This is a genomic window from Streptomyces malaysiensis subsp. malaysiensis (assembly GCF_040653035.1).
In the GTDB taxonomy this organism is placed as follows: Bacteria; Actinomycetota; Actinomycetes; order Streptomycetales; family Streptomycetaceae; genus Streptomyces; species Streptomyces malaysiensis.
Window position 1 is genome coordinate 1 of the sequence record NZ_JBEZNG010000038.1, and the last position, 25348, is coordinate 25348.

The window sequence follows — 25348 nt, forward strand, 5'->3', positions numbered from 1 at the left end:
GCGGTGGTGGGTCATTCGGGTGGTGAGGTTGCTGCTGCGTGTGTGTCGGGTGCGTTGTCGTTGGAGGACGCTGTTCGGGTTGTGGCGGTGCGGAGTCAGGTCATTTCCGGTGTTCTTTCGGGTCGGGGTGGTATGGCGTCGGTGGGGTTGTCGGAGGAGGAGGCGGTTGCTCGGCTACGGCAGTGGGATGGTCGGGTTGAGATCGGGGCGGTCAACAGTCCGTCCTCGGTGGTGATTTCCGGTGACACCGAAGCCCTTGGTCAAGTCCTCGACGCCCTTGCGGCGGACGGCGTCAGCGCGCGCCGCATGGAAGTCGACTTCGCCTCCCACTCCCGGCAAGTCGAAGCAGCCGAGGAGATTCTGCGTGAGGCGTTCGCCGACATCCGTGCCCAGGCGCCGCTGATTCCCTTCTACTCGACCGTGACCGGTGAGTGGGTGCGGGAGGCGGGTGTCCTGGACGGCGGTTACTGGTATCGGAACCTGCGCGGTCAGGTCCGCTTCGGCCCCGCGATCGCCGACCTGCTGGCCGATGGCCACACCGTCTTCGTGGAATCGAGTGCCAGTCCAGCACTCGTCTGGCTCATCAACGAGATCGCCGACGAGGCGAACACCGAGGTCCTGGTGAGCGGTTCGCTGCGCTTTGGGGACGGTGGTCTGCGCCGCCTGTTCACCTCGATGGCGGACCTCTTCGTCCGAGGCATCCGCGTCGACTGGAGCGGCGTCCTCGCGGCCGGAGTCGATGCCCGCCGCGTCGACCTTCCGACGTACGCCTTCGAACACGAGCACTACTGGCTGCCGACCATGTCCACGACCGACGCGGCGTCGCTCGGACTGTCCGGGGCCGATCATCCACTACTGGGTGCGGTGGTGGCGGTGCCCGAGACCGGTGGCGTGTTGGGTACCTCGTGGCTGTCGCTTCGTACGCATCCGTGGCTGGCGGACCATGCCGTGGGCGACGTCGTTCTCGTCCCCGGCACCGGTCTGGCGGAGTTGGTCGTGCGGGCGGGCGACGAAGTGGGCTGCGGCACGTTGGAAGAGCTGGTCATCGAGATGCCGCTTGTCGTACCCGCGCAAGGTGGTGTCCGTGTTCAGGTCGCGGTGGGCGGCCCCGAGGAGAACGGCACCCGCTCGGTGGCCGTGTACTCGGCTCGTGAGGACAGCGGTGGCGGCACCGGTACGGACGTTTGGACCCGGCACGCTGTCGGCACCCTCACGGCAGCCACTGTCCCCGCTACTGGTTTCGACTTCACGGTGTGGCCACCGGTCGGTGCGGAGCGGGTGCCGTTCGACGCCGCCGAGTTCTACGAGGATCTGGCAGACCGCGGCTATGTGTACGGTCCGGCGTTCCAGGGTCTGCGAGGGGTGTGGCGGAGGGGCGAGGAAGTATTCGCCGAAGTCTCCCTGCCGGACGAGCAGCGCGGTGAGGCGAGCGGTTACGGGCTACACCCCGCATTGCTCGACGCCGCCCTGCACAGCGGGTTCGTCCAGCCGGCCGGCCCCGAGGCCGGCATTCGTGTGCCGTTCGCCTGGAACGGGCTCCGCCTGCACGCCGCGGGTGCCTCTGAACTGCGGGTGCGAACGGTACCGTCCGGGCCGGACGCGGTGTCGTTGCAAGCAGCCGACGGGGCCGGCGGTCCGGTGCTGAGCCTGCAATCACTGATTGCCCGGCCGGTGGACGTCGAGCAACTGGATCGGATGGCGACTGACGACGGCCGCGACGCGCTGTTCGAAGTGGACTGGACCGAACTGCCCGCGCCTGCTCCGGGCGCCGAACCTCTACCGTCGTGGACGCTGGTGGCTTCGACCGAGGACGTAACGGAACTGGCAGGCGCCACGGAGGTGCCGGCGGTAGCGGTTCTTCAGGCCCTCGGCGGTGACGGCGAACACGACGCGCTCGCCCTGACCGTCAGGGTGCTGGAGATCGTCCAGGCGTGGTTCGCCGCTGCGGATCTGGCGGAATCCCGGCTGGTGGTGCTCACGCAGGGTGCGGTTCCAGCTGATGGTGAGGGGGACGTCAGCGATCCGGCAGGTGCTGCGGTGTGGGGTCTGGTTCGGGCGGCTCAGGCCGAGAACCCGGACCGGATCGTCCTGCTCGATCTCGCTGCGGACTCCGGCCTCGACCTCGCTGGTACCGGGATGGGCTCGGTTCTGACTGCCGTATTGGCCGCCGATGAGCCGCAGGTCGCGGTCCGAGGCACCACGCTGTCCGTGCCGCGGCTCGTTCCTGCCGGTAAGCGGGCCTTGCAGATACCTGAAGCGCATGAGTGGCGGTTGAGTGCTACTGGTGGCACGCTCGACAGCCTTGCTCTGGTGCCGGAGCCCGGTGCCGCCGCGCCGCTGGCCGCGGGCCAGGTCCGCGTCGGCCTGCGGGCGTTGGGCCTCAACTTCCGTGATGTTCTTATCGCGTTGGGGATGTATCCAGGCGCGGCCGAGGTGGGTGGTGAGGGCGCCGGTGTCGTCCTGGAGGTCGGCGAGGGCGTTACGGGTCTGGCCGTCGGCGATCGGGTCATGGGTTTGACAGGTGTCGGATATGGACCGGTGGCTGTCGCTGATCATCGGTGTCTGGTGCGGATACCGGAGGGGTGGTCGTTCCAGCAGGCAGCCACGGTCCCGGTAGTGTTTCTCACGGCTTATTACGGTTTGCGTGATCTGGGGGGTCTGCGGGCCGGTGAGTCGGTGCTCATCCACGCTGCTGCTGGTGGTGTAGGTATGGCCGCGACGCAGCTCGCCCGGCATCTGGGTGCCCGGGTGTTCGGCACGGCAAGCCCCGGTAAATGGGGAGTGCTACGGGATCTGGGATTCGAGGATGCCGGTATCGCCTCGTCGCGGACGGCGGAGTTCGAGGGGCATTTCCTGACGGGGACCTCGGGTGCCGGGATGGATGTGGTCCTGGACTGTCTGGCCGGGGAGCTGGTGGATGCCTCGCTGCGGTTGTTGCCGCGTGGCGGCAGGTTCATCGAGATGGGCAAAACCGATATCCGGGATGCGGGCGTTGTCGCCTCAGAACATCCGGGGGTGGCTTACCAGGCGTTCGACGTTTTCGACGCCGGCCTCGACCGTATCCAACAGATGCTCGTCGAATTGGTGGGACTGTTCGAAGCGGGCGAGCTCACCCCGTTGCCGTTTACCGCATGGGACGTGCGTCGTGCCCCGGACGCATTCCGTTATATGAGTCAGGCCCGGCACGTCGGCAAGATCGTGTTGAGTGTTCCGAAGCCCCTCGATCTCGAGGGCACGGTTGTGCTGACCGGTGGCACCGGCTCCCTGGGTGCTGTGGTGGCCCGGCACCTGGTCGGTGAGCATGGTGTGCGCCATCTGGTTCTTGCGAGCCGGCGTGGACCGGACGCCAAGGGAGCGCGAGAGCTGGTTGCCGAACTCGGTGAGGCCGGCGCGACGGTGACGGCGGTGGCGTGTGATGTCACCGACCGGGACGCGGTGGCGGCACTGCTGGCGGCCGTACCGGCCGAGCATCCACTGACTGGTGTCGTCCATACCGCGGGCGTGCTGGATGACGGTGTGATCGGAACGCTGACGCCGGAGCGTGTCGAAAGTGTCTTCGCTCCCAAGGTCACCGCGGTGCGTCATCTCGACGCGCTGACGCGGGGGATGGACCTGTCGATGTTCGCGGTGTTCTCATCCGCGGCGGGTGTGTTCGGCTCGGCGGGACAAGGCAACTACGGCGCCGCCAACGCGTTCCTGGACGGTTGGATGGCCAAACGCCGTGCTGAGGGATTGCCCGGTATCGCGATGGCCTGGGGCCTGTGGGAGCAAACCACGGGCATGACCGCACACCTCAGTCAGGCCGACCAGGCACGTATGAGCCGTGGCGGAACACTGCCCATCGGCTTGGCTGAGGGCTTGCGGCTGTTCGACGGGGCCCTGCGGATGCCTGCCGCGCTGGCGGTGCCGATCAAGCTGGACCTGCGGGGGCTGCGTGCTGATGCAGCGGCCGGCCGGGGTACCCCGGCTCTGCTGCGTGCTCTGGTGCATACCGGTCGGCGGCAGGCGCAGGCCGGGGAGAACGGCGGTGGACTTGCCGCGAGGCTCGCCGGTCTCACACCGCAGGAGCAGGAAGCACTGCTGCTCGACCTGGTCCGGGCACAGGTGGCGATCGTCCTCGGCCACATCGCGGTAGCGAACGTCGAAGCGGATAAAGCGTTCAAGGATGTCGGCTTCGATTCGCTCACCTCGGTCGAGCTGCGCAACCGCCTGCGCGAAGCCACCGGCCTCAAACTGGCGGCGACAGTCGTCTTCGACTATCCCACCCCACTCGCCCTCGCCCGCCATCTGCACGACGAGGTCGACATCACCGATGACGCCCAATCACTGGTGAATTCCAAGATTGACGACATCGAATCACTGATCAGCGGATCGCTCTCCAACGATGCAAAGAAGGCCGGAGTCATACTCCGTCTCCAGAGGCTGGTGACGAAGCTCAATGGACTCGGCGATCAGAAGACGAACTCCGGAGTGGCAGAGCAACTGGAATCTGCCTCCGCTGATGAGGTCCTTGACTTCATCAGCGGAGAGCTCGGAATCTCCTGAGAAATCACGCCTTCACTGATTGCCGCTCCCCAGCCCAGCTAAGGAATCGAAGATGGCCACGGCCGAGAAGCTCCTCAAGTCCCTCAAGCTCGTCACAGCCGAGCTGCACGACCTGCGGCAACAGGTCGCGCGCAGAACCGACGAGCCGGTGGCGATTGTGGGTATGGCGTGCCGTCTTCCGGGCGGTGTGGGGAGCCCTCAGGACCTGTGGCGGTTGGTCAGTGAGGGGCGGGATGGTGTGTCGGGTTTTCCTGAGGGTCGTGGCTGGGATGTGGAGGGGTTGTTCGACGCCGATCCGAGTAGGGCGGGTAAGTCGTACACCGACCGGGGTGGGTTTTTGCATGGGGCGGGCCTGTTCGATGCGGGCTTTTTTGGGATTTCGCCGCGTGAGGCGTTGGCGATGGATCCGCAGCAGCGGTTGTTGCTGGAGGTCTCGTGGGAGGCGCTGGAGCGGGCCGGGATCGATCCGGGGACGTTGAAGGGATCGGATGTCGGTGTCTTCTCCGGTGTGATCACCCAGGGGTACGGGATGCGCGGAGAGACCCCGCCGGAACTGGGAGGTCTCGTCGGGACGGGGTCGACGGCGAGTGTGGCGTCCGGCCGTGTGTCGTACGTGTTCGGTTTCGAAGGGCCGTCGGTGTCCGTCGACACGGCGTGTTCGTCCTCGCTGGTGGCGATGCACTTGGCGGCCCAGGCGCTGCGTCAGGGTGAGTGCTCGATGGCGTTGGCGGGTGGCGCGACGGTGATGGCGAACCCCTCCACGTTCGTCGAGTTCTCCCGTCAGCAGGGGTTGTCGTCCGACGGTCGGTGCAGGGCCTACTCCGCTGCCGCGGATGGTACGGGTCTGGCCGAGGGCGCTGGTGTCGTGGTCCTGGAGCTGTTGTCGGAGGCCAGGCGTAACGGGCATCAGGTGCTTGCGGTCATCCGGAGTTCCGCGGTCAATCAGGATGGTGCGTCGAATGGTTTGACGGCGCCGAATGGGCCGTCGCAGCAGCGGGTGATTCGTCAGGCGCTGGCCAGTGCGGGTTTGTCGGCGGCTGATGTGGATGTGGTGGAGGGGCATGGCACGGGTACGGTGCTCGGTGATCCCATCGAGGCGCAGGCGCTGCTGGCGACGTACGGCCAGGACCGGGAGCCCGAGCGTCCCTTGTGGCTGGGCTCGCTGAAGTCGAACCTCGGGCATGCCCAGGCCGCCGCCGGTGTGGCTGGTGTGATCAAGATGGTGGAGGCGTTGCGGCACGGTGTGATGCCGGCCACGTTGCACGCCGATACTCCGTCGTCACAGGTGGACTGGTCGGCGGGTGCGGTGGAGCTGCTGACCGAGGCTCGCGACTGGCCCGATACCGGCCGACCTCGCCGTGCCGCCGTGTCCTCCTTCGGCGTGAGTGGGACCAACGCGCACCTGATCCTCGAACAGGCTCCTGTGGAGCAGTCCGCGGTGCCGGTGCCTGGGGAGTCGGGGCTGGTGGGAACCGATGGGGGAGTGGTGCCGCTGGTCCTGTCGGCGCGTGGTGCGGCTGGACTGGCGGGGCAGGCGGACAGGTTGGGGTCGTTCCTGTCCGCACACACCGACCTCGACCTGGCCGAGGTCGCTCGGTCGCTGGTGTCGACGCGGGGTGCGCTGTCCGATCGGGCCGTGATCGTGGCGGGGAGCCGGGATGAGGCTCTGACAAGTCTCAACGCCCTCGCGCTGGGCCATTCCGCGGCAGGCGTGGTGACAGGCTCGGCACGGGACCCGAACACAGCGCGCCGGGTGGTGTTCGTGTTTCCGGGGCAGGGCGCTCAGTGGGCCGGAATGGGCGCGGATCTGCTGGAGTCGTCGTCGGTGTTCGCGACCCGGTTCGATGAGTGTGCCCGTGTGCTGGACCCGCTGACAGGCTGGTCCTTGATGGATGTGGCACACGGGGCGGAGCAGGCTCCGTCGCTGGATGCCGTTGATGTCGTGCAACCGTTGTCGTGGGCGGTGATGGTCTCGCTGGCCGCGGTGTGGCAGGCCGCGGGCGTGGTGCCCGACGCTGTGGTGGGTCATTCACAAGGTGAGATCGCCGCAGCGTGTGTGGCCGGTGGATTGTCGCTGGACGATGCGGCTCGGGTGGTGGTGCTCCGCAGTCGTGCGATCGCGGCGGGTCTGTCGGGGCGTGGCGGCATGGTGTCCGTCGCCTGTGATGTGCGGCGGGCGCGGGAGCTGCTCACGGCCTGGCCGGATCGTGTGGAGGTCGCGGCGGTCAACGGTCGCGCGTCGGTGGTGGTCGCGGGTGACCCGGATGCTCTGAGCGAGCTGCTGGCCGTGTGTGAGACGGAGGGCGTGCGGGCGCGGCGGATCCCGGTGGACTACGCCTCGCATTCGGCACATGTGGAGGCGATCGAGCAGGACCTGATGGACACCCTGGTGGGAATCAGGCCCCAGCCGGGTTCTGTCCCGTTCTACTCCACGGTGACCGGTGGTCTGCTGGACATGGCCGCTCTGGACGCGGGGTACTGGTACCGGAACCTGCGTCAGACAGTTCAGTTCGCCCCGGTCATCGGCTCCTTGGCAGCAGGCGGGCACGGCGTGTTCGTCGAGGTCAGCTCCCACCCTGTCCTGGCTCCCGCTATTGAGGAGACCGTGGAGGGGGCGGCCGCAGGTCCCGTAGCGGTGATCGGGACGTTGCGTCGTGAGGAGAGCGGTCCGCGTCGAGTACTGGAGGCGCTGGGCCGACTGCATGCCCATGGTGTCGCGGTTGACTGGCCGGCCGTGGTCGGGCGCGGTGCCGGACGGCCGATGGAGCTGCCGACATATGCCTTCCAGCAGGAACACTTCTGGCTGGCGGGCGGGGCGGGCACCAATGACGCCACCGCCCTCGGTCTGGGCGTGGTGGATCATCCCCTTCTGGGGGCGGTGACCTCGTTGCCCGGTTCCGGAGGTGTCCTGTTCGCTTCCCGCTGGTCCCGGCGTACCCATCCCTGGCTCTCCGATCATGCTGCCGGCACGGAACTGGTTTCTGCCGAGGCGTTTGTCGAGGTGCTGCTGCGTGCGGCCGATGAGGTCGACTGCGGGCTGCTTGCTGAACTCGACGTCGAGGTCCCCTTGCGGCTGCCTCAGCGCGGTGGCGTGCGAGTGCACATCGAGATCGGCGAACCGGACGAGTCCGGTGAACGCCGGGCCCATGTGTACTCCCGGTGCGAGGACGCGGCTGAGCAGGAGGGCTGGACCCGCCACATCACGGCCCTCATCGCCCCCGACAGCGGCCTGCCCGACTTCGAGCTGACTCAATGGCCACCGCCGGGCAGCACGGCGGTGGATGTGCCCGGTCATGAGGGGCTGGACGCGGTCTGGACACGGGGCGGGGAGATTTTCGCGGAAGTCTCCTTGCCCGAGGAAGCAGCGGAATCCGGCAAGTTCTGTCTGCATCCCGTACTGCTCGAAGCCGCAGCGGGTGCACGGTCCTCGACCGAACCGGCTGCGGAGTACTCGGAGCCGGAACTCCGAACCCTGTGGCGGCACGTACGCCTGCACGCCACCGGCGCCTCGATGCTGCGCGTGCACATCCTGCCGGGCGCCTCTGGCACCTTCGGTCTGCGTCTTGCCGACGCGGCGGGAGCTCCGGTCGCGTCGGTGGCAGCGATTACGGTCCGCTCGATCTCACCAGAGGAGCTCAGCGCCGTTCCGGGATCGCGCGGGTTGCGAGATTCCTTGTTCCGGATGGAATGGCCGGAGTCGGCGGTGTCGTCTTCGGGCGGTTCTGCCGAGGTCCGGTGGGTGTCCACAGGTGCGGATCTGGCGGCGCTGGTGTCGGCCGGGACGCCGACGGCTGTGGTGGTGGCCGACCTGATGGACCTGTCGGGCGGGCTTCGGCCGGTCCTGGGGCAGGCGTTGGAGCTGGTGCGGGCGTGGTTGGCGGAACCGGCGCTGGACGGCAGCCGGCTGGTGGTGGTGACCCCGGATGTCAGCGATCCGGTGGCTGCCGCGGTGTGGGGCCTGGTGCGTTCGGCGCAGGCTGAGCATCCGGACCGGTTCGTCCTGGTGAGTACGGACGGCACGGACGAGGGTACGGAGGCGCCTGGGCGTATGCCCGTGGGCGTACTGGCGGATGTGCACGCATCCGGCGAGCCACAGGTCGCACTCCGATCGGGCGCGGTCCTCGTCCCGCGTCTCGCTCGTGTCGCCGATACCGACCGGGCTTCCACCGGCCGTCGTCTCGACCCCGATGGCACCGCGCTGATAACCGGTGGTACCGGTGCGCTCGGTGCGCTGGTGGCCCGGCATCTGGTCGTCGAGCACAAGATCCGGAGTCTGGTCCTGGTAAGTCGTCGGGGCCCGGCCGCCCCGGGGGCCGCCGATCTCGACGCGGAGCTGACTGCCCTGGGTGCCCGCGTGCGAATTGTCGCCTGCGACATCGCGGACCGAGAGGCGGCCGGGGAACTGATCGCCTCTGTACCGCGGGACGCGCCGCTCACTGCCGTGGTGCACACGGCCGGTGTGCTGGACGGCGGCGTGGTCACTGCCCTTACGCCGGAGCGGCTCGATGCCGTTCTCCGGCCGAAGGCGGACGCGGCGCTGGTCCTGGACGAGCTGACCCGCCACCTGGACGTGGCGGCCTTCGTCCTGTTCTCCTCAGCCGCCGGAACGTTCGGCAACTCCGGCCAGGGAAACCTGGCCGCCTCGAACGCGTATCTTGACGCGCTGGCGGTACGACGCCGGACTGCCGGGCTGCCCGCCACATCTGTTGCCTGGGGGGTGTGGGACCGGACCGGCATCAGCGGGGACCTGGGCGTGGCCGATCAGCGGAGGATGGCCCGGTGGGGCCTGGTCGCACACTCCGCCCAGGAGGGTCTGGAGCTGTTCGACGCGGCGTTGCGGGCAGACGACGCGGTGCTCGTGGCCGCGAGGCTGAACTTCGCCGGGCTGCGCGCCCAGGCCGCCTCCGAACCCGTACACGCACTGCTGCGGGGCCTCGTGCGGGCCGGCCGTCGCGCCGCTCAGCAGGCATCCTCCCGCGAGGGCGGCCTCGCCGGACAGCTGGCTGCCACGCCCCCGGTTCAGCGGGAGCAGATCCTGCTGGATCTGGTGCGGCGCGAGGTCGCTGCGGTCCTCGGCTATTCGACACCACGCAAGGTCGACCCCGACCGGGCCTTCCAGGACGTCGGGTTCACCTCGGTGCTGGCCGTCGAACTCCGTAACCGACTCGCCGGGCTCGCAGGGATCCGGCTCCCGGCATCGATCGCCTTCGACCATCCCACACCGCGGCGCATGATGCGCCATCTGCTCGCGGAACTGTGCCCCGAGGATGGCAGCGAGCCGGCGGACCGGGAGGATGAGATCCGCAGGGCCCTGGCGACCACACCTCTGTCCCGGTTCCGCGAGCTTGGGCTCATGGAGCAGATCCTGCACCTGGTGGCGCATCCCAGTGGTGAAAGTGCCGCAGCACCGGACACCGCGGAACCGAAACAGGACGCCGGGCCGCTGATCGCGGAGATGGACGTCGACAACCTTGTGAAGCGGGCGATGGAAAAGGCCCGGAAGCCGTAGTGGACGCACGCCAGAACACGGAGATAGCAGTGGCCAGTTCAGAGAGCAAGGTCGTCGAAGCACTGCGCGCTTCACTGATGGAGAACGAACGGCTGGAGAGCGAGGTCCAGAGCATCCGCGACAGCCTCACCGAGCCGATCGCCATCGTCGGCATGGCGTGCCGGTTCCCCGGCGGGGTGTCGTCGCCGGAAGAGTTGTGGGAATTGATCGCGGACGGCCGTTCCGCGGTCGAGACGTTCCCCACCAACCGGGGCTGGGACCTGGAGAACCTGTACGACCCGGACCTCGACCGGCCCGGCACGACGTACGTACGGGAGGGCGCGTTCCTGCACGACGCGGGCGAGTTCGACGCCGGCTTCTTCGGCATCTCCCAAAGCGAGACGATGGTCATGGACCCACAGCAGCGCCTGATGCTGGAGACATCTTGGGAGGCGTTCGAACGGGCGGGCATCGACCCGGCCGCTATGCGTGGCAAGAACGTCGGCGTGTTCGCCGGCATGGCCGCCGGGCAGGAATACGGGACCGCTTTCCACAGCATCCCCGACGAGCTCGAGGGCTATGTGATGACCGGCGGTCTGGCGAGCGTCCTTTCGGGACGGGTCTCCTATACGTTCGGATTCGAGGGGCCGGCAGTCACGATCGACACGGCCTGCTCCTCGTCCCTGGTGGCCCTGCACATGGCGGCGCAGTCCCTGCGTTCGGGCGAGTCGTCGCTGGCGCTGGTCGGCGGCACCAACGTGATGGCCACGCCCACTGCCTTCGTGCTGACCGCGCGTGCAGGGGGCCTGGCGAAGGACGGCCGGTGCAAGGCGTTCGCGGCATCCGCGGATGGCACGAACTGGGCCGAGGGCGTGGGCGTCCTGCTGCTGGAGCGGCTTTCCGATGCCGTCCGCAACGGCCGTGAGGTCCTCGGCGTCGTACGGGCCACCGCGGTGAACCAGGATGGCGCGTCCAACGGACTCGCCGCGCCCAACGGGCCCTCGCAGCAGCGGGTGATCCGCCAGGCACTCGCGGCCGGCGGCCTGTCGCCGGCCGACGTCGACATCGTCGAGGCGCACGGCACCGGAACCGCACTCGGCGACCCCATCGAGGCACAGGCGCTCCTCACCACCTATGGTCGGAACCGTGCCCCCGGACTGCCGCTGTGGCTCGGTTCGGTGAAGTCGAACCTTGGACACGCGGGCGCCGCTGCGGGCGTCGCCGGTGTGATCAAGATGGTGATGGCGATGCGGCATGGTGTGCTGCCGCGGACACTGCATGTGGACGAGCCGACGCCCGAGGTCGACTGGTCTGCCGGAGCGGTCGAGCTGCTGACCGAGGCGCACGAGTGGCCCGAGGTCGGCCGTCCTCGCCGTGCGGGGGTCTCCGGCTTCGGCGCCAGCGGCACCAACGCACACGTCATCCTGGAGCAGGCGACCGAGCCGACATCCGGGAACCTGCCCGACGAGAAGGCACGCGTGCTGGGCGACTCGGTTGTGCCGCTGGTCGTCTCGGCCCGTGGCAAGGCGGGTCTTGCCGGCCAGGCTCACCGTCTCGGCTCGTTCCTGACACAGCGTCAAGAAACGGACCTGCTCGACGTCGGCCAGTCGCTGGTGCGGAGCCGGGGTCCACTCCCGGACCGTGCGGTCGTGCTCGCCGCGGACCGGGACGAGGCGCTGGCCGGACTCGACGCTGTGGCCCGCGCCGAGTCCGCGCCCGGTGTGGTCACGGGATTTGCCGAGAGCACAGTGGGCCGGACCGTCCTCGTGTTCCCCGGCCAGGGCACACAGTGGGCGGGAATGGGAGCGGAACTGCTCGAAGCCTCACCGGTGTTCGCAGCCAGGATGACCGAGTGCGCCGAGGTGCTCGACCCGCTCACCGGCTGGTCGCTGCTCGATGTGGTACGGCAGGTGGAGGGCGCCCGGTCTCTTGAAGACGTCGACGTCTTGCAGCCGGTGTCGTGGGCACTGATGGTGTCGCTGGCCGCGTTGTGGGAGGCGTGCGGGGTCGTCCCGGACGCTGTCGTGGGTCATTCCCTGGGCGAGATCGCCGCTGCCTGCTATGCCGGTGCGCTGTCCCTTCCCGACGCCGCCCGCCTCATGGTTCACCGGTCCAGGATTGCCGAAGCCGAACTGGTGGGACGCGGAGGCATGGCGTCCCTCACCGCCGATGTCAAGGCCGTCTCCATTCTGATCGAGGAGTGGCCGGGTCTGGAGATCGCCGCGGTCAACGGACCCGCCTCCGTGGTGGTGACCGGTGAACTGCCCTCCCTGGAAGAGCTGCTCGCCCGATGCGAAGCCGACGGCATCCGCGCCCGCAGGATTCGCGGCATCAACGGCGCCGCACACTCCTCACAGATCGACGTGCTGCACGACTCTTTCGTGGAGGCCCTCGCCTCGGTCTCCGCCGGGCCTTCGCGCGTACCGCTGTACTCCACGGTGACCGGACGACTCCATGACACCACGGAGTTCGACGTCGAGCACTGGTTCCGCAACATGCGGCAGACCGTGCAGTTCGACCCGGCCATCCGGTCCCTGGTCGGCGACGGGCACGGCGTGTTCATCGAGGTCAGTGCTCATCCTGTGCTGACGTCGAGCGTCCAGGACGTGCTGGCGGACCTCGAGGCCGGACCGGCTGTCGTCACCGGGACGCTGCGCCGCGACGACGGCGGCCCGCGCCGGTTCCTCGCCTCGCTGGCCCACCTGTACACCCACGGCGTACGGGTCGACTGGGAAGCCGTCCTCGGTCGCGGCGGGGAACGGCCCGTAGACCTGCCGACGTACGCCTTTCAGCGCCAGCGGTACTGGCTGGAGACGGCAGAGTCCCGTGGGGACGCACCGGGCCTCGGTCTGGAGGTGGCGAACCATCCCCTGCTCGGCGCGGTTACCGAGATCCCCGGCTCGGACGGTGTGCTGTTCACTTCCCGGCTGTCGCTGCGCACACACCCCTGGCTCGCCGACCACGCGGGCGCCGGAGTCGTCCTCCTGCCGGGAGCGGCCTTCGTGGAACTCGCAGTCCGTGCCGCGGACGAGGTCGGCTATGGGCTGGTCGGCGAACTGGTCATCGAGCGCCCCCTGGTGCTGCCCGAGAGCGGCGGCGTCCAGGTACGCGTGTGGGTCGGCGAGCCCGACGAGTCCGGCCACCGTACCGTCCAGGTTCACTCCCGCCGGGAGGAAGCCGGCTCGCGAGGGAGCTGGACCCGTCATGTCTCCGGGCGCCTGGTGCCGGAGGACGGCCAGGCCGAGTTCGACCTCACCCAGTGGCCGCCGCCCGGCGCCACCGCGGTCGACCCGGACGCGTTCGCCCACGCGTACGACCACTTGGCAGAGGCGGGATACCACTATGGTCCAGCCTTTCAGGGAATGCGTGCGGCTTGGACTCGTGGCGAGGAGGTGTTCGCCGAGGTCTCACTGCCGGAGTCGGCGGGCAAGGCCGATGAGTACGGGTTGCACCCGGCCCTGCTGGACGCGGCCATGCACACCAGTCTCTTCCGCCCCGATCTGAGCGACGAGAGCCCGAAGCTGGCTCTGCCGTTCGTCTGGCGCGACGTCAGGCTGCACGCCGACGGAGCCTCCACGCTGCGGGTGCACCTCACCCCGCTCGCCCCCGACACGATCCGCTTGCACCTGGCCGACACTTCCGGCACACCCGTGGCTTCGGTCGACTCGTTGGTCCTGCGCCCCGTGGTCCCGGAACTGCTGCGCGTCGGCTCAGGCGCGGCCAAGGACCAGATGTTCCGGGTGGCCTGGGAGCCCATCTCCGTCAGGAGCGTGGACGACGAGCTGAAGGCCGTACGCGTGACGACTGCCGAGGACGTCCGTGCCGTGGCCGCAACGGCCCCGCGTGTGCTCCTGCTCGATGTGGCCGGCGATGGACGTACGGACCCCGACGCGGCCCGGGACCTCAGCGGGCGGGTGCTGGAGGCCGTCCAGGCGTGGCTGGCGGAGCCCGCCTTCCAGGACACTGTTCTCCTCGCTCTCACACACTCCGGGGCGGCCGTCCGGGATGGGGACCCGGCTCCCGATCTCGCGGTTGCGACGGCCGCCGGCCTGCTGCGTGCGGCGCAGTCCGAGAACGTGGGCCGCATCATCCTGGTCGACACGGACGGCACGGAGGCGTCGGCCCGGCGCCTGCCCGATGTGCTCGCGGCCGGGGAACCGCAGGCGGCACTTCGGTCGGGCTCGGTGGCGGTGCCGAGGCTCGTCAGGGCCTCGCCCGCCGAGGCCCAGGGCCGTCCGCTGAACCCCGGGGGTACGGTTCTGATCACCGGCGGTACGGGTTCGCTGGGTCGCCTGGCGGCCGGGCACCTGGTCACCGAGCACAAGATCAGGAGTCTGCTCCTGGCGAGCCGGCAAGGACCGGACGCACCGGGCGCGGCCGAGCTGGAGGCCGAACTCACGGAACTCGGCGCGAACGTCCGGATCGTCGCGTGCGACGTCTCCGATCGGGACTCCGTGGCCGCGCTGCTGGCCTCTGTTCCCCACGACGCCCCGCTCACCGGCGTGATCCACGCAGCCGGGGTGCTGGATGACGGTGTGGTCACCTCCCTGACGCCCGAACGGCTCGACACGGTGCTCCGTCCCAAGGCCGACGCGGCACAGATCCTGGACGAACTCACGCGCGATCTCGACCTTGCCGTCTTCGTCCTGTACTCCTCCATCGCGGGGATCTTCGGTTCAGCGGGCCAGAGCAGCTATGCCGCCGCGAACTCCTTCCTCGACGCGCTCGCTGAACGCCGTCGCGCTTGCGGACTGCCGGCGACCTCACTGGTGTGGGGATGGTGGGGCCAGGTGTCCGGCATAGTGGACAAGCTCGCCGAGGTCGACCTGAAGCGCTTCGACCGGCTCAACATGATCGAGTTCACCGCACAAGAGGGCATGGAGCTGTTCGACCTTGCGCTGTCCGATCGCAGCGCTGCCTTGGTCCTGGCGAAGATGGACCTCAAGGCAATGCGGGACCAGACCGACTCCGCATCTGTCGCCCCGCTGCTGCGCGGCCTCGTCCGCGTGGGTCGGCGGGCCGCCAGTGACGGGGCTTCCGGGGCCGGCGGGCTGGCAGGGCGGCTGGCCGAGGCGTCCCCCGACCAGCGCGGAAAGATCTTGGCCGACTTGGTCCAGCGCGAGGTCTCCGCGATCCTCGGCCACCTGTCGCCGGACCAGATCGGATTGGACCTGTCCTTCTTCGACCTCGGGTTCGACTCGCTGACCGCCGTCGAGCTCGCGAACCGGCTGTCGGCGCTGACCGGCCTCCGCATCCCGTCCACCTTCGCCTTCGACTGCCCCACGGTGGACCTGGCTGTCGAGGCGCTGCTGGAGAGCTTCGAACTCGACGTGGACTAGCCGGAACCTTCGCGCACAGGTGCGGAGCTGGACCAGAGCCAATGTAAACGTTGTTTCCTTCTCGGATGAAGTGGAGTTCGGCGTGTTCGTCAAAAAAGACTATCTTCAGCGTATAGGTTACGAAGGATCCGGCATTCCGAACCTTCAGACCCTGGCGGAACTTCAGTGGCTGCATCTCTGTAGCCTCCCCTACGACACCGGTTACATTCTGCATCAGCCGTACGAGGATTTTGACATGCCCCGCGTATTCGAAGCGGTGATGAAACGGGGCGGAGTCTGTTTCGAGTTGAATTTCCTCTTCCATCGTCTCCTTGTCGAGATGGGATTCGATGCGCACGTGAATTCCGCCAGCACGGCTCTCCCCGGCGGCCAGTGGGGTTCCGAGATCGAGCACATGGCTGTCCGTGTCCGTATAGACGACGTGGATTGGCTCGTCGACGTCGGGCACGGAAGCGTGGCCATCACGGAGCCCCTGCGTATCGATGAACAGGCGGGAAGCGTGGTTCAGATGGGCACGGAGTTCCGCTTGGCCACGCGGGGCGAGTGGCGCGTCCTTCAATACAAGCCAAAGGGCAGGGATTGGCGTGACGCATATCGGATGAAAATCAAAGATCGTGCCATTTCCGATTGGAATACGTGGCGAGAAGAACTGCCGCCCGACGCGGACCCTGTGGTGCCGCGGAAGCGGCGACGCGGTGTGGAGAACGGGCAGGTGACCCTCGTCGCCAATCTCTTCAGGTCCATCATCGGGGGCGAGGAGACGGTGAAGCACGTACGTGATGAAGCAGAGCTGATCGAGATCATGACTACTTACTGGGGAGAGTCCGCACCTATCGTCGGGTACGAACGATGACATTGCCGCCGCCGCGCCGCCCCGTATGAAACAGACCATGAATGAGAGAGCGAGACGGCGTGAGAGGCCGAATACCGGTAAGCATCGGCGACCGTTCGTACGAGGTGCTGGTCGGCCGGGGGGTGCGTTCCTCGCTGGCCGAAGTGATCCAGGGCCTCGGCGCCCGGCGGGTCGCCGTCGTGTCAGCCCGGCCCGCGGAATGGGTGCCCGACACTGGCGTGGAGACCCTGCTGCTGCCTGCCCGCGACGGTGAGCGGGACAAGACCCTCGCCACCGTCGAGGCGCTGTGCGCGGAGTTCGTACGCTTCGGCCTCACCCGCAACGACGCGGTCGTCTCCTGCGGGGGCGGAACCACCACCGATGTCGTCGGCCTGGCCGCCGCCCTGTACCACCGGGGCGTGCCAGTGGTGCATCTGCCGACGACGTTGCTGGCGCAGGTCGACGCGAGCGTCGGCGGTAAGACGGCGGTCAACCTGCCCTCCGGTAAGAACCTGGTGGGCGCCTATTGGCAGCCTGCCGCCGTATTGTGCGACACCGAGTACCTGTCCACCCTGCCCCGGCGCGAGATGCTCAACGGCTTGGGCGAGATCGCCCGCTGCCATTTCATCGGCGCCGGCGACCTGCGCGAGCTCGGCCTCACGGAGCGTATCGCGGCCAGTGTGACGCTCAAGGCCGGCGTCGTCTCGGCCGATGAGCGCGACACCGGTCTGCGGCACATCCTCAACTACGGCCACACCCTGGGCCACGCGCTGGAATCCGCCACCGGCTTTGCGCTTCGGCACGGCGAGGCCGTCGCTGTGGGCACGATTTTCGCGGGCCTGCTCGCCGGCGCTCTGGACCGGATCGGCCCCGCGCGGGTGGCGGAGCACCGGGAGGTCGTCGAGTTCTACGGCCTGCCGGCCGCGCTGCCCGAGGAGATCGAGACGGCTGAGCTGATCCGCCTGATGCGCAGGGACAAGAAGGCGCTCACCGGCCTCGCGTTCGTCCTCGACGGCCCCAGCGGCGCGGAGCTGGTCCACGACGTATCCGAACAAGTCGTCGCCGATGTCCTGGAGCACATGCCACGGCAGCCACTCGGCCGACTCGTCGAGCCGGCACACTTCCACGGAACAGGAGATCCGTTGGCATGACGCGCTCATCAGGGGCAGCGCACGGCGAGGCCAGGACGTCACCGAGTGCCTGGGCGGGGGTTGCGGCCTGGGTGAGGACGACCTTTCGGCCCGCTTCCGTACCGCCTGCGACCCCCGCCTGAACGAGGAGCAGGTCATCGAGCTCGCCTACACCGTCGCCGATCTGCTCGCTGCCGCTGTCCGGCCGGTCACCGACACAGGCTCTCGGAACCCGAGAAATCATGAAACCCCACCCGGGACCGGCTGACGCCCGCACCGGCCACACTCGCACGTCCAGTCGGCCCACATCCGGGCGGACGGCTACCAAGCCGGGGGATGTGGGGCGGTAAGAGCGGTGCCTACCGTGAACGTCGCACATCCGGCCATGTGCCCCGCCCCGCTCTATGCCGTCCGTCGGCCATCGGCCGAGAAATGTTCGAAATGAAGATTTGGAGACGCATGAACGCGCGACGGACACCAGAGTTCCCCACCTGGCCGCAGTACGACGACGGCGAGCGCACCGGCCTGATCCGGGCCCTGGAGCAGGGCCAGTGGTGGCGCATGGGAGGCTCGGAGGTGGACTCCTTCGAGAGTGAGTTCGCGGACTTCCACGGTGCCCCACACGCTTTGGCCGTCACCAACGGCACCCACGCCCTGGAGTTGGCGTTGCAGTGTCTGGGCGTCGGGCCGGGCACCGAGGTCATCGTGCCGGCCTTCACCTTCATCTCCTCCTCCCAGGCCGCTCAGCGGCTGGGAGCGGTTGCCGTCCCCGTCGACGTCGATCTCGATACCTACAACATCGACGTGGCTGCCGCGGCTTCCGCCGTCACCCCCCTCACCAAGGCGATCATGCCTGTGCACATGGCGGGGCTCATCGCCGACATGGACGCGCTCGGCGAACTCTCCGGCGACACCGGTGTGCCTCTTCTCCAGGACGCCGCCCACGCACACGGTGCCCGCTGGCAGGGCAAACGGGTGGGCGAGTTGGGTACGGTCGCCTCGTTCAGCTTCCAGAACGGCAAGCTGATGACCGCCGGCGAGGGCGGTGCGCTGCTCCTGCCCGACGAGGAGACCTACGAGGCCGCGTTCCTGCGGCACAGTTGTGGCCGGTCACGTACCGACCGCCGATACATGCACCAGACCGCCGGCACCAACATGCGGCTCAACGAGTTCTCCGCGGCCGTGCTCCGCGCCCAGCTGGGCCGCCTCGACGCCCAGATCACGCTCCGCGATCAGCGCTGGACGCTGCTGTCCCGGCTGCTCGGTGAGATCGACGGCGTCGTACCCCAGGGCAGCGACCCGCGCGCCGACCGGAACTCCCACTACATGGCGATGTTCCGGATCCCCGGCATATCCGAGGAGGCCCGCAACGCCCTCGTCGACACGCTCGTCGAGGCCGGCCTGCCCGCCTTCGCCGCCTTCCGGGCGATCTACCGCACCGACGCGTTCTGGGAGACGGCCGCGCCCGACACCACCGTCGACAAGCTCGCCGAAAGCTGCCCGCACACCGAGGCGATCAGCACCGACTGCATCTGGCTGCACCATCGAGTGCTGCTCGCCTCGGAGGAGGCCCTCCACACCACAGCCGAGATCATCGCCGACGCCGTGGCCGCACGGTGAGGGTCCGGGCTGCCGTCGTCGGGCTCGGCTGGGCGGGCCGCGACCTGTGGCTCAGACTGCTGCGCGAGCACAAGGACTTCGAGGTGGTCGCCGGTGTCGACCCTGACCCGGACTCCCGGGCGGCCGCTGTGGCCACCGGCCTGCGCGCCCACCCCACCGTGGACGCCCTCGATCCCGGCACGGTCGACATCGCCGTCGTCGCGGTACCCAACCATCTGCATGCCGAGGTTGCGGCCGCCCTGCTCCGTCGAGGGATCTCCGTCTTCTTGGAGAAGCCGGTCTGCCTCACCACTGCCGAGGCCGACGCCCTCGCCGCGGCCGAAGGCAACGGCGCGGTGCTGCTCGCCGGCAGTGCCGCCGCCCACCGCGGCGACATCCGCGAGCTCTCCGGGCTGCTTCCCCAGCTCGGCCGGATCCGCCATGCCGACCTGTCCTGGGTCAGGGCGCGCGGAGTGCCGCAGCCCGGCGGCTGGTTCACCCAGCGGAGCAGGGCCGGTGGCGGTGCGCTCGTCGACCTCGGCTGGCACCTTCTCGACGTCCTCGCCTTCCTCCTCGGCCCCGCCCCCGTCGCCCAGGTGATCGGCTCGATCTCCGACGACTTCGTCAGCAGCAGAGCCTGGTCCGCCACGTGGCGTGAGGACCAGCTCAGCGACGCCCCGACCGGCGACGTCGAGGACACCGCCCGCGGCTTCCTGGTCCGCGAGGACGGTATCTCTGTCTCGCTGCGGGCCAGTTGGGCCTCACACGAGGCGCTGGACGGCTCCGTCATCACCATCGAGGGCAGCGATGGAACGGCACGGCTGCACTGCACCTTCGGCTTCAGCCCGAACCGGGCTCCCGAATCGGTGCTCACCCTCACGCAGGATGGCTCCACACAGCGGATCCCACTGGCCGCCGAACCCATCGGCATTGAGTACGGTCGCCAGCTCGACGGCCTCGCCCGGCTCCTGGCCGACCCGGGCCGACGGGGCCAGGCCGTCGCCCAGGCCCGCAGCACCGTCCGGTTGATCGAGAGCTTCTATGCATCGGCGCGCGCTGCCCCACCTGTGGATCACGCGTCCGAATTCACCGCCCACAAAGAGGTGAGGATCGCATGACCAGAGGGCCGGAATTCCATGCCGCACCGACCATCGAACAGCGCCCCCCGGTCCCCAGACACGCTGTCATCTTCGATCTCGACGGGGTCGTCGTCGACAGCTTCGAGGTGATGGGTGAGGCGTTCTCCCTGGCGTACGCCGAGGTCGTCGGCACCGGCGAGGCACCTTTCGAGGAGTACCGGCGCCACCAGGGCCGCTACTTTCCCGACATCATGCGGATCATGGGCCTTCCGCTGGAGATGGAAGAGCCCTTCGTCCGCGAGAGCTACCGGCTCGCCGACCGCGTCCAGGTGTACGACGGTGTCGTCGACGTCCTGCGGACGCTGAACGAACGCGGCCTCCGGCTGGCCATCGCCACCGGCAAGGCAGGCGAGCGCGCCCGGTCCCTGCTCGATGTCCTCGGCCTGCTCCCGTACTTCGCCCACGTCATCGGCTCCGACGAGGTGCCCCGGCCCAAGCCCGCCCCTGACATCATCAGACGCGCACTCGAACTCCTCGAGGTTCCGGCGGAGCGGGCCATCATGATCGGCGACGCCCCCACCGACCTGGCCAGCGCCCACGGCGCCGACGTCACCGCCGTAGCCGCGCTGTGGGGCTGCCAGGAAGGGGCCGAACTGCTTGCCGCCGACCCCGATGTCGTCCTGCGGTGGCCCGCCGACCTGCTTGCCCTCTGCCCGGCCCTGCCCGGCCACTGAACCGCCAGTGGCAGCCGCACCGCCGTCCTGGCACCTCGGCATCGACATAGGGGGCACCAAGGTCGCCCTGCGCGCCGAGTCGGCGGACGGACGCACCGAGGAGCACACATTCCTCTGGCCGAACGACCAGGGCGGACCGGACCGGGACCTGGCCCTGCTGTCGGACGGCGTCGCCGCCCTGGCGGCCCGGACCGGTGACGGTTTCCAGGCCGTGGGGGTCGCCGTCCCCGCCACGGTGGGCCCTGGCGAGCGGGTCACCTCCTGGCCCAGCCGACCGTCCTGGACCGGCCTCGCCCTCGGTCCCGCGCTGCGCGCCCTCGTGCCCGGAGCGGCCATCGCATGGGCGGACGACGGCGACGTGGCCGCCCTCGCCGAGGCCGCGGCGGCCGACTGCGCCAACCTGCTCTACATCGGCGTCGGAACCGGCATCGGCGGCGGCCTGGTCCTGGGCGGGCGCCTCTGCCCCGGCCCGGGTCGGGGCTCCTTCGAACTGGGCCATCTGGTCGTCGCGTTGGGCGGCCCCGTGTGCGTCTGCGGCCGCCAGGGCTGCCTCCAGGCGATCGCCTCGGGCCCGGCCACTCTGGCCCGGGCCCGCGAACTCCACGGTGAGCCGGTCACCTACGAAGAGCTGCGCGAAGCCCTCCGTACCGCCCGCCCATGGGCTACGGCCGCGATCGACGGCACCTGCCAGGCCCTGGCCACCGCCATCATGGGGGTCACCGAACTGCTGCACCCCGGCCTCGCCGTGATCGGAGGCGGATTCACGGCAGGCATCGACAACCTGGTCGACCGCATAGCCACCCACCTGACACCCATGTCGCGCCCAGGCCGCCCCGCCCCAACCGTCGCTCCGGCGCGCCTGGGTGGCCTTTCCTCCCTCCGAGGCGCGGTCCTGCTGGCCCGAGCCGTCACTGACGGAGCCGTACCTTCTGTGGCTGCCGCTGCCCCGGTTCGCGGGGACACACGCGGCGCCGCATCTACGACACCCCCCGCTCTTCATCAAGAGGAGGCATGAATGTACGAACGTCAGTCCGTCTTCGCCGACATCCAGGATCCGCTGTGGCCACCCACCGCCGTCCGGCCGTCCGCCGAAGCCATCGAGGGATATCGGCGGGAGGGCCAGTGGCGCGCTGAGCACTTCCTGACGGATCTGCATCGGCACCGCCGGGAGCGGCCCGGCGAGATCGCCGTCATCGGTTATCGCGCGGACGGCACCACCGAGACGTTGTCGTGGTCGCGGTATGCCGATCAGGTCGAGCAGTTCGCGTCGGCGTTGCGCGCGCTCGGTGTGGGGCCGGGCCAGGTCGTCGCCGTCCAGTTGCCGAACTGGTGGGAGACCAGCGCGCTGATCCTGGCCGTCATGCGTACCGGTGCGGTGGTCGCCCCGGTCACCGCGGCGCTGCGCGGCCGGGAGCTGGAGAAGCTGCTGGCTCAGCTGCGCGTCACGGTCATGGTGACGGTCGGGGATTGGTATGGCTACGACTATGCCGGGGCGCTTGCCGAGATGGCGGAACGCCTGCCGCACCTGCGGCATCGGGTGGTCGCCGGTCGCGATGCCGGTCCTGGCGAGATGGATTTTCAAGACCACTTCCAGCGCACGCCGTGGGCGCGGCAGTACCCGATGCCACTGGACGAACCGGTGGATCCCGACCAGGTGGCTCTGGTGCTGTTCACCGCCGGGACGACGGGGGAGCCGAAGGGTGTGCTGCACACCTCCAACACGATGTCGGCCGCGGCCGGCGCGATCGTCGGCGAGGAGCGGATCAGCGGCTCGGAGGCGTCCTACACGCCGCACAGTCTGACGAGCATCCTCAGCATCACCGTCTCTCTCGTGTCTCCTGTGCTCAGCGGTAGCCGGGCGGTGCTGTTCGACAAGTGGGCGCCCGGCCGGATCGCGGAGATCGTCGCGGAGGCGCGGGTGAGCATCATCACCGCCGCCGCGTCGTTCATCGACATGATCGTGCGGTCCGCGGTCGCCGCCGGTAACGACACGTCGTCGCTGCGGTATCTGTTCTCGGAGGGCGCGCCGATCCCGCCGAAGCTGGTTCGGGAGGTGTACGAGGAGCTGGGCGTGGCTTTGCGGGCCACGTACGGCATGACCGAGCTGTCGGTCGGGACCTGGACGCGCCCGAGCGACCCGCCGGACTGGGCCGCCCACAGTGACGGGCGTCCCGGGCCGGCTGCGGAGATCGACCTGCGCGCCGACGGCGAGGTCAGCAAGGCGAACCCCGCCGTGCTGTATGTGCGTGGCGCCGGGGTCTGTGTGGCGTACGTCGGCCTGGACACCGGCGCGGTCGAGATTCTCTGCGACCGCGACGACGGCTGGCTCGACACCGGCGACCTGGTCGTGCCGGACGGCCGCGGCGGGATCCGGCACGTCGGCCGGGTCGCGGACCGCATCGGCGACGGCTTCATGATCCCGGTCGTCGACGTCGAGGCCCAGGTGCTCGAGCACCCGGCCGTCGCGGCCGTCGCGATCGTCGGCTACTTCGACGCGGTCGGCAAGGAGACCGGATGCGCGGTCATCGTCGCCGCCGGCCCGCCCCCGACGCTCGAACAGCTCCGCACGTACCTCACGGCCCAGGGCATGGCCGAGGCTTACCAGCCGACGCGCCTCGAGGTCGTACCGGTGCTGCCGCGCAACGCCAACGGCAAAGTCCTCAAGCGTGAGCTCCGGCAGCGGGTGCAGGAACAGTCCGGTCACCCCGCCTAGGGCCTGTCGTCCAAGGGGGCGCCCTGCTCCCGACGCCTGGCACGGCCGCTCGCCGCGTTGTCGCGTCACCCGAGTACGCCCAGTACGAGGGCGACGCTCCGCCTTGCGATCGACCGCACCAGCCTCCCCCGGCTACCGCTGGGAGGTGCCCCCTGCTCGCGGCCGGGCGCCCCCTTTGACGACAGACCCTAGCCCCGACGCCGCTCGGTCAGGGCTTGGTGGCTGTGTCCCGGAACGCCCGCACCCATGCCGGCCCGCAGGTCGTCCACCAGGACCGCTGCGGCCCCCGGTCCCGAGGCCGCCCCGTACACGTGGTAGTCCGGGCGGATCAATACCGCTTCGGCCCCGTGGCGTTCGAGAAAGGCACGGTAGACGCCGCCCACGTCGGCCACCGACATGTTCTGGGGCGTCCCGTCCCCGGGGAGCAGGGTCACCACGTGCGTGCCCAGGCTCGTCAGGAATGCCGACTGCTCTGCGTCGAGGCCGGTATCCGCGCCCTCTGTCAGCAGCAGGACGAAGCCGCGGCCGACCACGTCGTCGAACAGGCCGGTGCCCCTGAGACCACGTACCAGGCCCTGAGGGACCGTCTCGCCGGCCGGGGACACGGGCGAACCGTCCGTACCGCGTCGAAGGAGTCCCTCCGTCAGGGGCCGCGCCAGGTCCGGGACCGCAGGACCGCGGCCACGGCGCCTCGCCAGAATCGTGGCATCACGGTCGGCTGCGGCCACGGGGTCCGTCACGCAGATCATCCGGCCCAGCTGGACCGAGGACAGAATCGACTCGCGTACCTGCGGGCGGCGTTCGTCCGTGTAGGTGTCGAGGAGCGACTCCGGGGCGATGCCCCCGAGCACCAGGTCCAGTTTCCACGCCAGGTTGACGACGTCGCGGATGCCCGAGCACATGCCCTGCCCGGCGTACGGCGGCATCAGATGGGCCGCGTCTCCGGCCACCAGGACCCGGCCTGCTCGCCAGCGCTCAGCCCACTGGGATTGGAAGATGTAGGTGGTGCTGCGCAAGAGCGTCGCGGTGTCGGGGGTCACCCCGTGCGGGGCGAGGAGTCGCCAGGCAGTCTCCGTCCGGTTGAGATCCGCGGCCCGCTCGCCGGGCAGCCGCATGAACTCCCAGCGCCGATGCCCGGGACCGCTACCGACCAAGGTGGTCGGCCTGGCCGGGTCGCAGATCTGAATGTTGGTCGGGACGAACTCACTCGGCTCGTGCAGCTTCACATCGCACAGCAGCCACTCGTAGGAGAATCCGAGGTCGGTGACCGGCACGTCCAGGTGATCACGGACGAAGCTGTTGGCGCCGTCGCAGCCCACTACCCACCGCGCGGTGTACGTGTGGGTTGCGCCCACCTCGTCTTCGGCCGTCACCGTGACCCGGTCGGCTCGCTCCTCGATTCCCACGACCTGGCGGCCCCGCACCACCGTCACACCGGGCAACGCGGCCGCCCGCTCGGCCAGTAGTTCCTCGAGGGCGGGCTGGTGCATGGTATTGGCGTCAGGCCACCCGTACGGGCCCTGCGCGCGAAAGGCGACGTCGAGGAGGATCTCACCGTCGGCCGAGCGCCACTGGTATCCGGTGGCGGGCTCGCTGACCCGGCTGAGGTCCGGGCCCGTCCCGCAGCCGGCGAGCAGGCGCGCGGTCTCGCCGTCGAAGCTGGTCGCCCGGGGCAGGGTATAGGGGCGCCGACGCCGTTCCAGGATCACGGTCTGCCGGCCGCGCTGGGCCAGCAGGACCCCTAGCGTGGCCCCGACCGGTCCGTCACCGACGACGATCACATCTGCGTCCGTCTCGGGGCCCGCGCTGGCGGGCGGCTTGTGCGGTGACGTCTCGGGCACGGGGAACCCTTCATCGCAGGGTGGCTGGGGCAGGCGCAACTGCCGTAC

At 69.3% G+C, this 25348-nt stretch carries 11 protein-coding genes and 1 pseudogene; 11 read left to right on the top strand and 1 reads right to left on the bottom strand.

Going from position 1 to position 25348, the window contains the following annotated elements; translation table 11 throughout:
• The first annotated feature begins 6 nt into the window (after positions 1 to 6).
• The 11 genes and pseudogenes from AB0E24_RS41255 (at position 7) to AB0E24_RS41305 (ending at position 23459) form a co-directional block, all read left to right on the top strand.
• The gene (locus tag AB0E24_RS41255) at positions 7 to 4545 is read left to right on the top strand and encodes an SDR family NAD(P)-dependent oxidoreductase (RefSeq protein WP_359384848.1); all 4539 of its coding nucleotides are present in this window, start codon (positions 7 to 9) and stop codon (positions 4543 to 4545) included.
• 142 nt (positions 4546 to 4687) lie between these two features.
• A pseudogene (locus AB0E24_RS41260) lies at positions 4688 to 10054 on the top strand (type I polyketide synthase); the annotation flags it as partial.
• Between the two features lie 29 nt (positions 10055 to 10083).
• Positions 10084 to 15372 carry a type I polyketide synthase gene (locus AB0E24_RS41265; protein WP_359384852.1) on the top strand — a complete coding sequence of 1763 codons (5289 nt, stop codon included), beginning with the start codon at positions 10084 to 10086 and terminating at the stop codon, positions 15370 to 15372.
• Positions 15373 to 15454: 82 nt separating this feature from the next.
• Positions 15455 to 16225 carry an arylamine N-acetyltransferase family protein gene (locus AB0E24_RS41270; RefSeq protein ID WP_159033420.1) on the top strand — a complete coding sequence of 257 codons (771 nt, stop codon included), beginning with the start codon at positions 15455 to 15457 and terminating at the stop codon, positions 16223 to 16225.
• 59 nt (positions 16226 to 16284) lie between these two features.
• Positions 16285 to 17355 carry a 3-dehydroquinate synthase family protein gene (locus AB0E24_RS41275; RefSeq protein ID WP_102934066.1) on the top strand — a complete coding sequence of 357 codons (1071 nt, stop codon included), beginning with the start codon at positions 16285 to 16287 and terminating at the stop codon, positions 17353 to 17355.
• The gene (locus tag AB0E24_RS41280) at positions 17270 to 17602 is read left to right on the top strand and encodes a 3-deoxy-7-phosphoheptulonate synthase (RefSeq protein WP_359384855.1); all 333 of its coding nucleotides are present in this window, start codon (positions 17270 to 17272) and stop codon (positions 17600 to 17602) included. Before AB0E24_RS41275 ends, AB0E24_RS41280 begins: the two co-directional genes overlap by 86 nt.
• 191 nt (positions 17603 to 17793) lie before the next feature.
• Positions 17794 to 18954 carry a 3-amino-5-hydroxybenzoate synthase gene (rifK, locus tag AB0E24_RS41285; protein WP_359384857.1) on the top strand — a complete coding sequence of 387 codons (1161 nt, stop codon included), beginning with the start codon at positions 17794 to 17796 and terminating at the stop codon, positions 18952 to 18954.
• The gene (locus tag AB0E24_RS41290) at positions 18951 to 20051 is read left to right on the top strand and encodes a Gfo/Idh/MocA family protein (RefSeq protein ID WP_351385502.1); all 1101 of its coding nucleotides are present in this window, start codon (positions 18951 to 18953) and stop codon (positions 20049 to 20051) included. The genes rifK and AB0E24_RS41290 overlap by 4 nt, the downstream gene beginning before the upstream one ends.
• Positions 20048 to 20746 carry an HAD-IA family hydrolase gene (locus tag AB0E24_RS41295; protein ID WP_069874179.1) on the top strand — a complete coding sequence of 233 codons (699 nt, stop codon included), beginning with the start codon at positions 20048 to 20050 and terminating at the stop codon, positions 20744 to 20746. The genes AB0E24_RS41290 and AB0E24_RS41295 overlap by 4 nt, the downstream gene beginning before the upstream one ends.
• 7 nt (positions 20747 to 20753) lie before the next feature.
• On the top strand, positions 20754 to 21761 hold the full coding sequence (locus AB0E24_RS41300) for an ROK family protein (protein WP_359384859.1): 1008 nt from the start codon (positions 20754 to 20756) through the stop codon (positions 21759 to 21761).
• Complete coding sequence (locus AB0E24_RS41305; protein WP_359384861.1) at positions 21762 to 23459, top strand: AMP-binding protein; 1698 nt, start codon at positions 21762 to 21764, stop codon at positions 23457 to 23459.
• Positions 23460 to 23647: 188 nt separating this feature from the next.
• Here the strand turns inward: AB0E24_RS41305 and mhpA are convergent, their stop codons facing one another.
• Positions 23648 to 25300 (bottom strand): bifunctional 3-(3-hydroxy-phenyl)propionate/3-hydroxycinnamic acid hydroxylase MhpA, encoded by a 1653-nt coding sequence (gene mhpA, locus AB0E24_RS41310; protein ID WP_359384862.1) that lies wholly within the window; start codon positions 25298 to 25300, stop codon positions 23648 to 23650.
• Between the last annotated feature and the right edge of the window lie 48 nt (positions 25301 to 25348).

Bases quoted from the DNA above. Each gene is read 5' to 3' on its own strand.
- AB0E24_RS41280 (WP_359384855.1), top strand. From the start codon at position 17,270: ATGTCCTGGAGCACATGCCACGGCAGCCACTCGGCCGACTCGTCGAGC.
- rifK (WP_359384857.1), top strand. From the start codon at position 17,794: ATGAACGCGCGACGGACACCAGAGTTCCCCACCTGGCCGCAGTACGAC.
- AB0E24_RS41295 (WP_069874179.1), top strand. From the start codon at position 20,048: ATGACCAGAGGGCCGGAATTCCATGCCGCACCGACCATCGAACAGCGC.
- AB0E24_RS41305 (WP_359384861.1), top strand. From the start codon at position 21,762: ATGTACGAACGTCAGTCCGTCTTCGCCGACATCCAGGATCCGCTGTGG.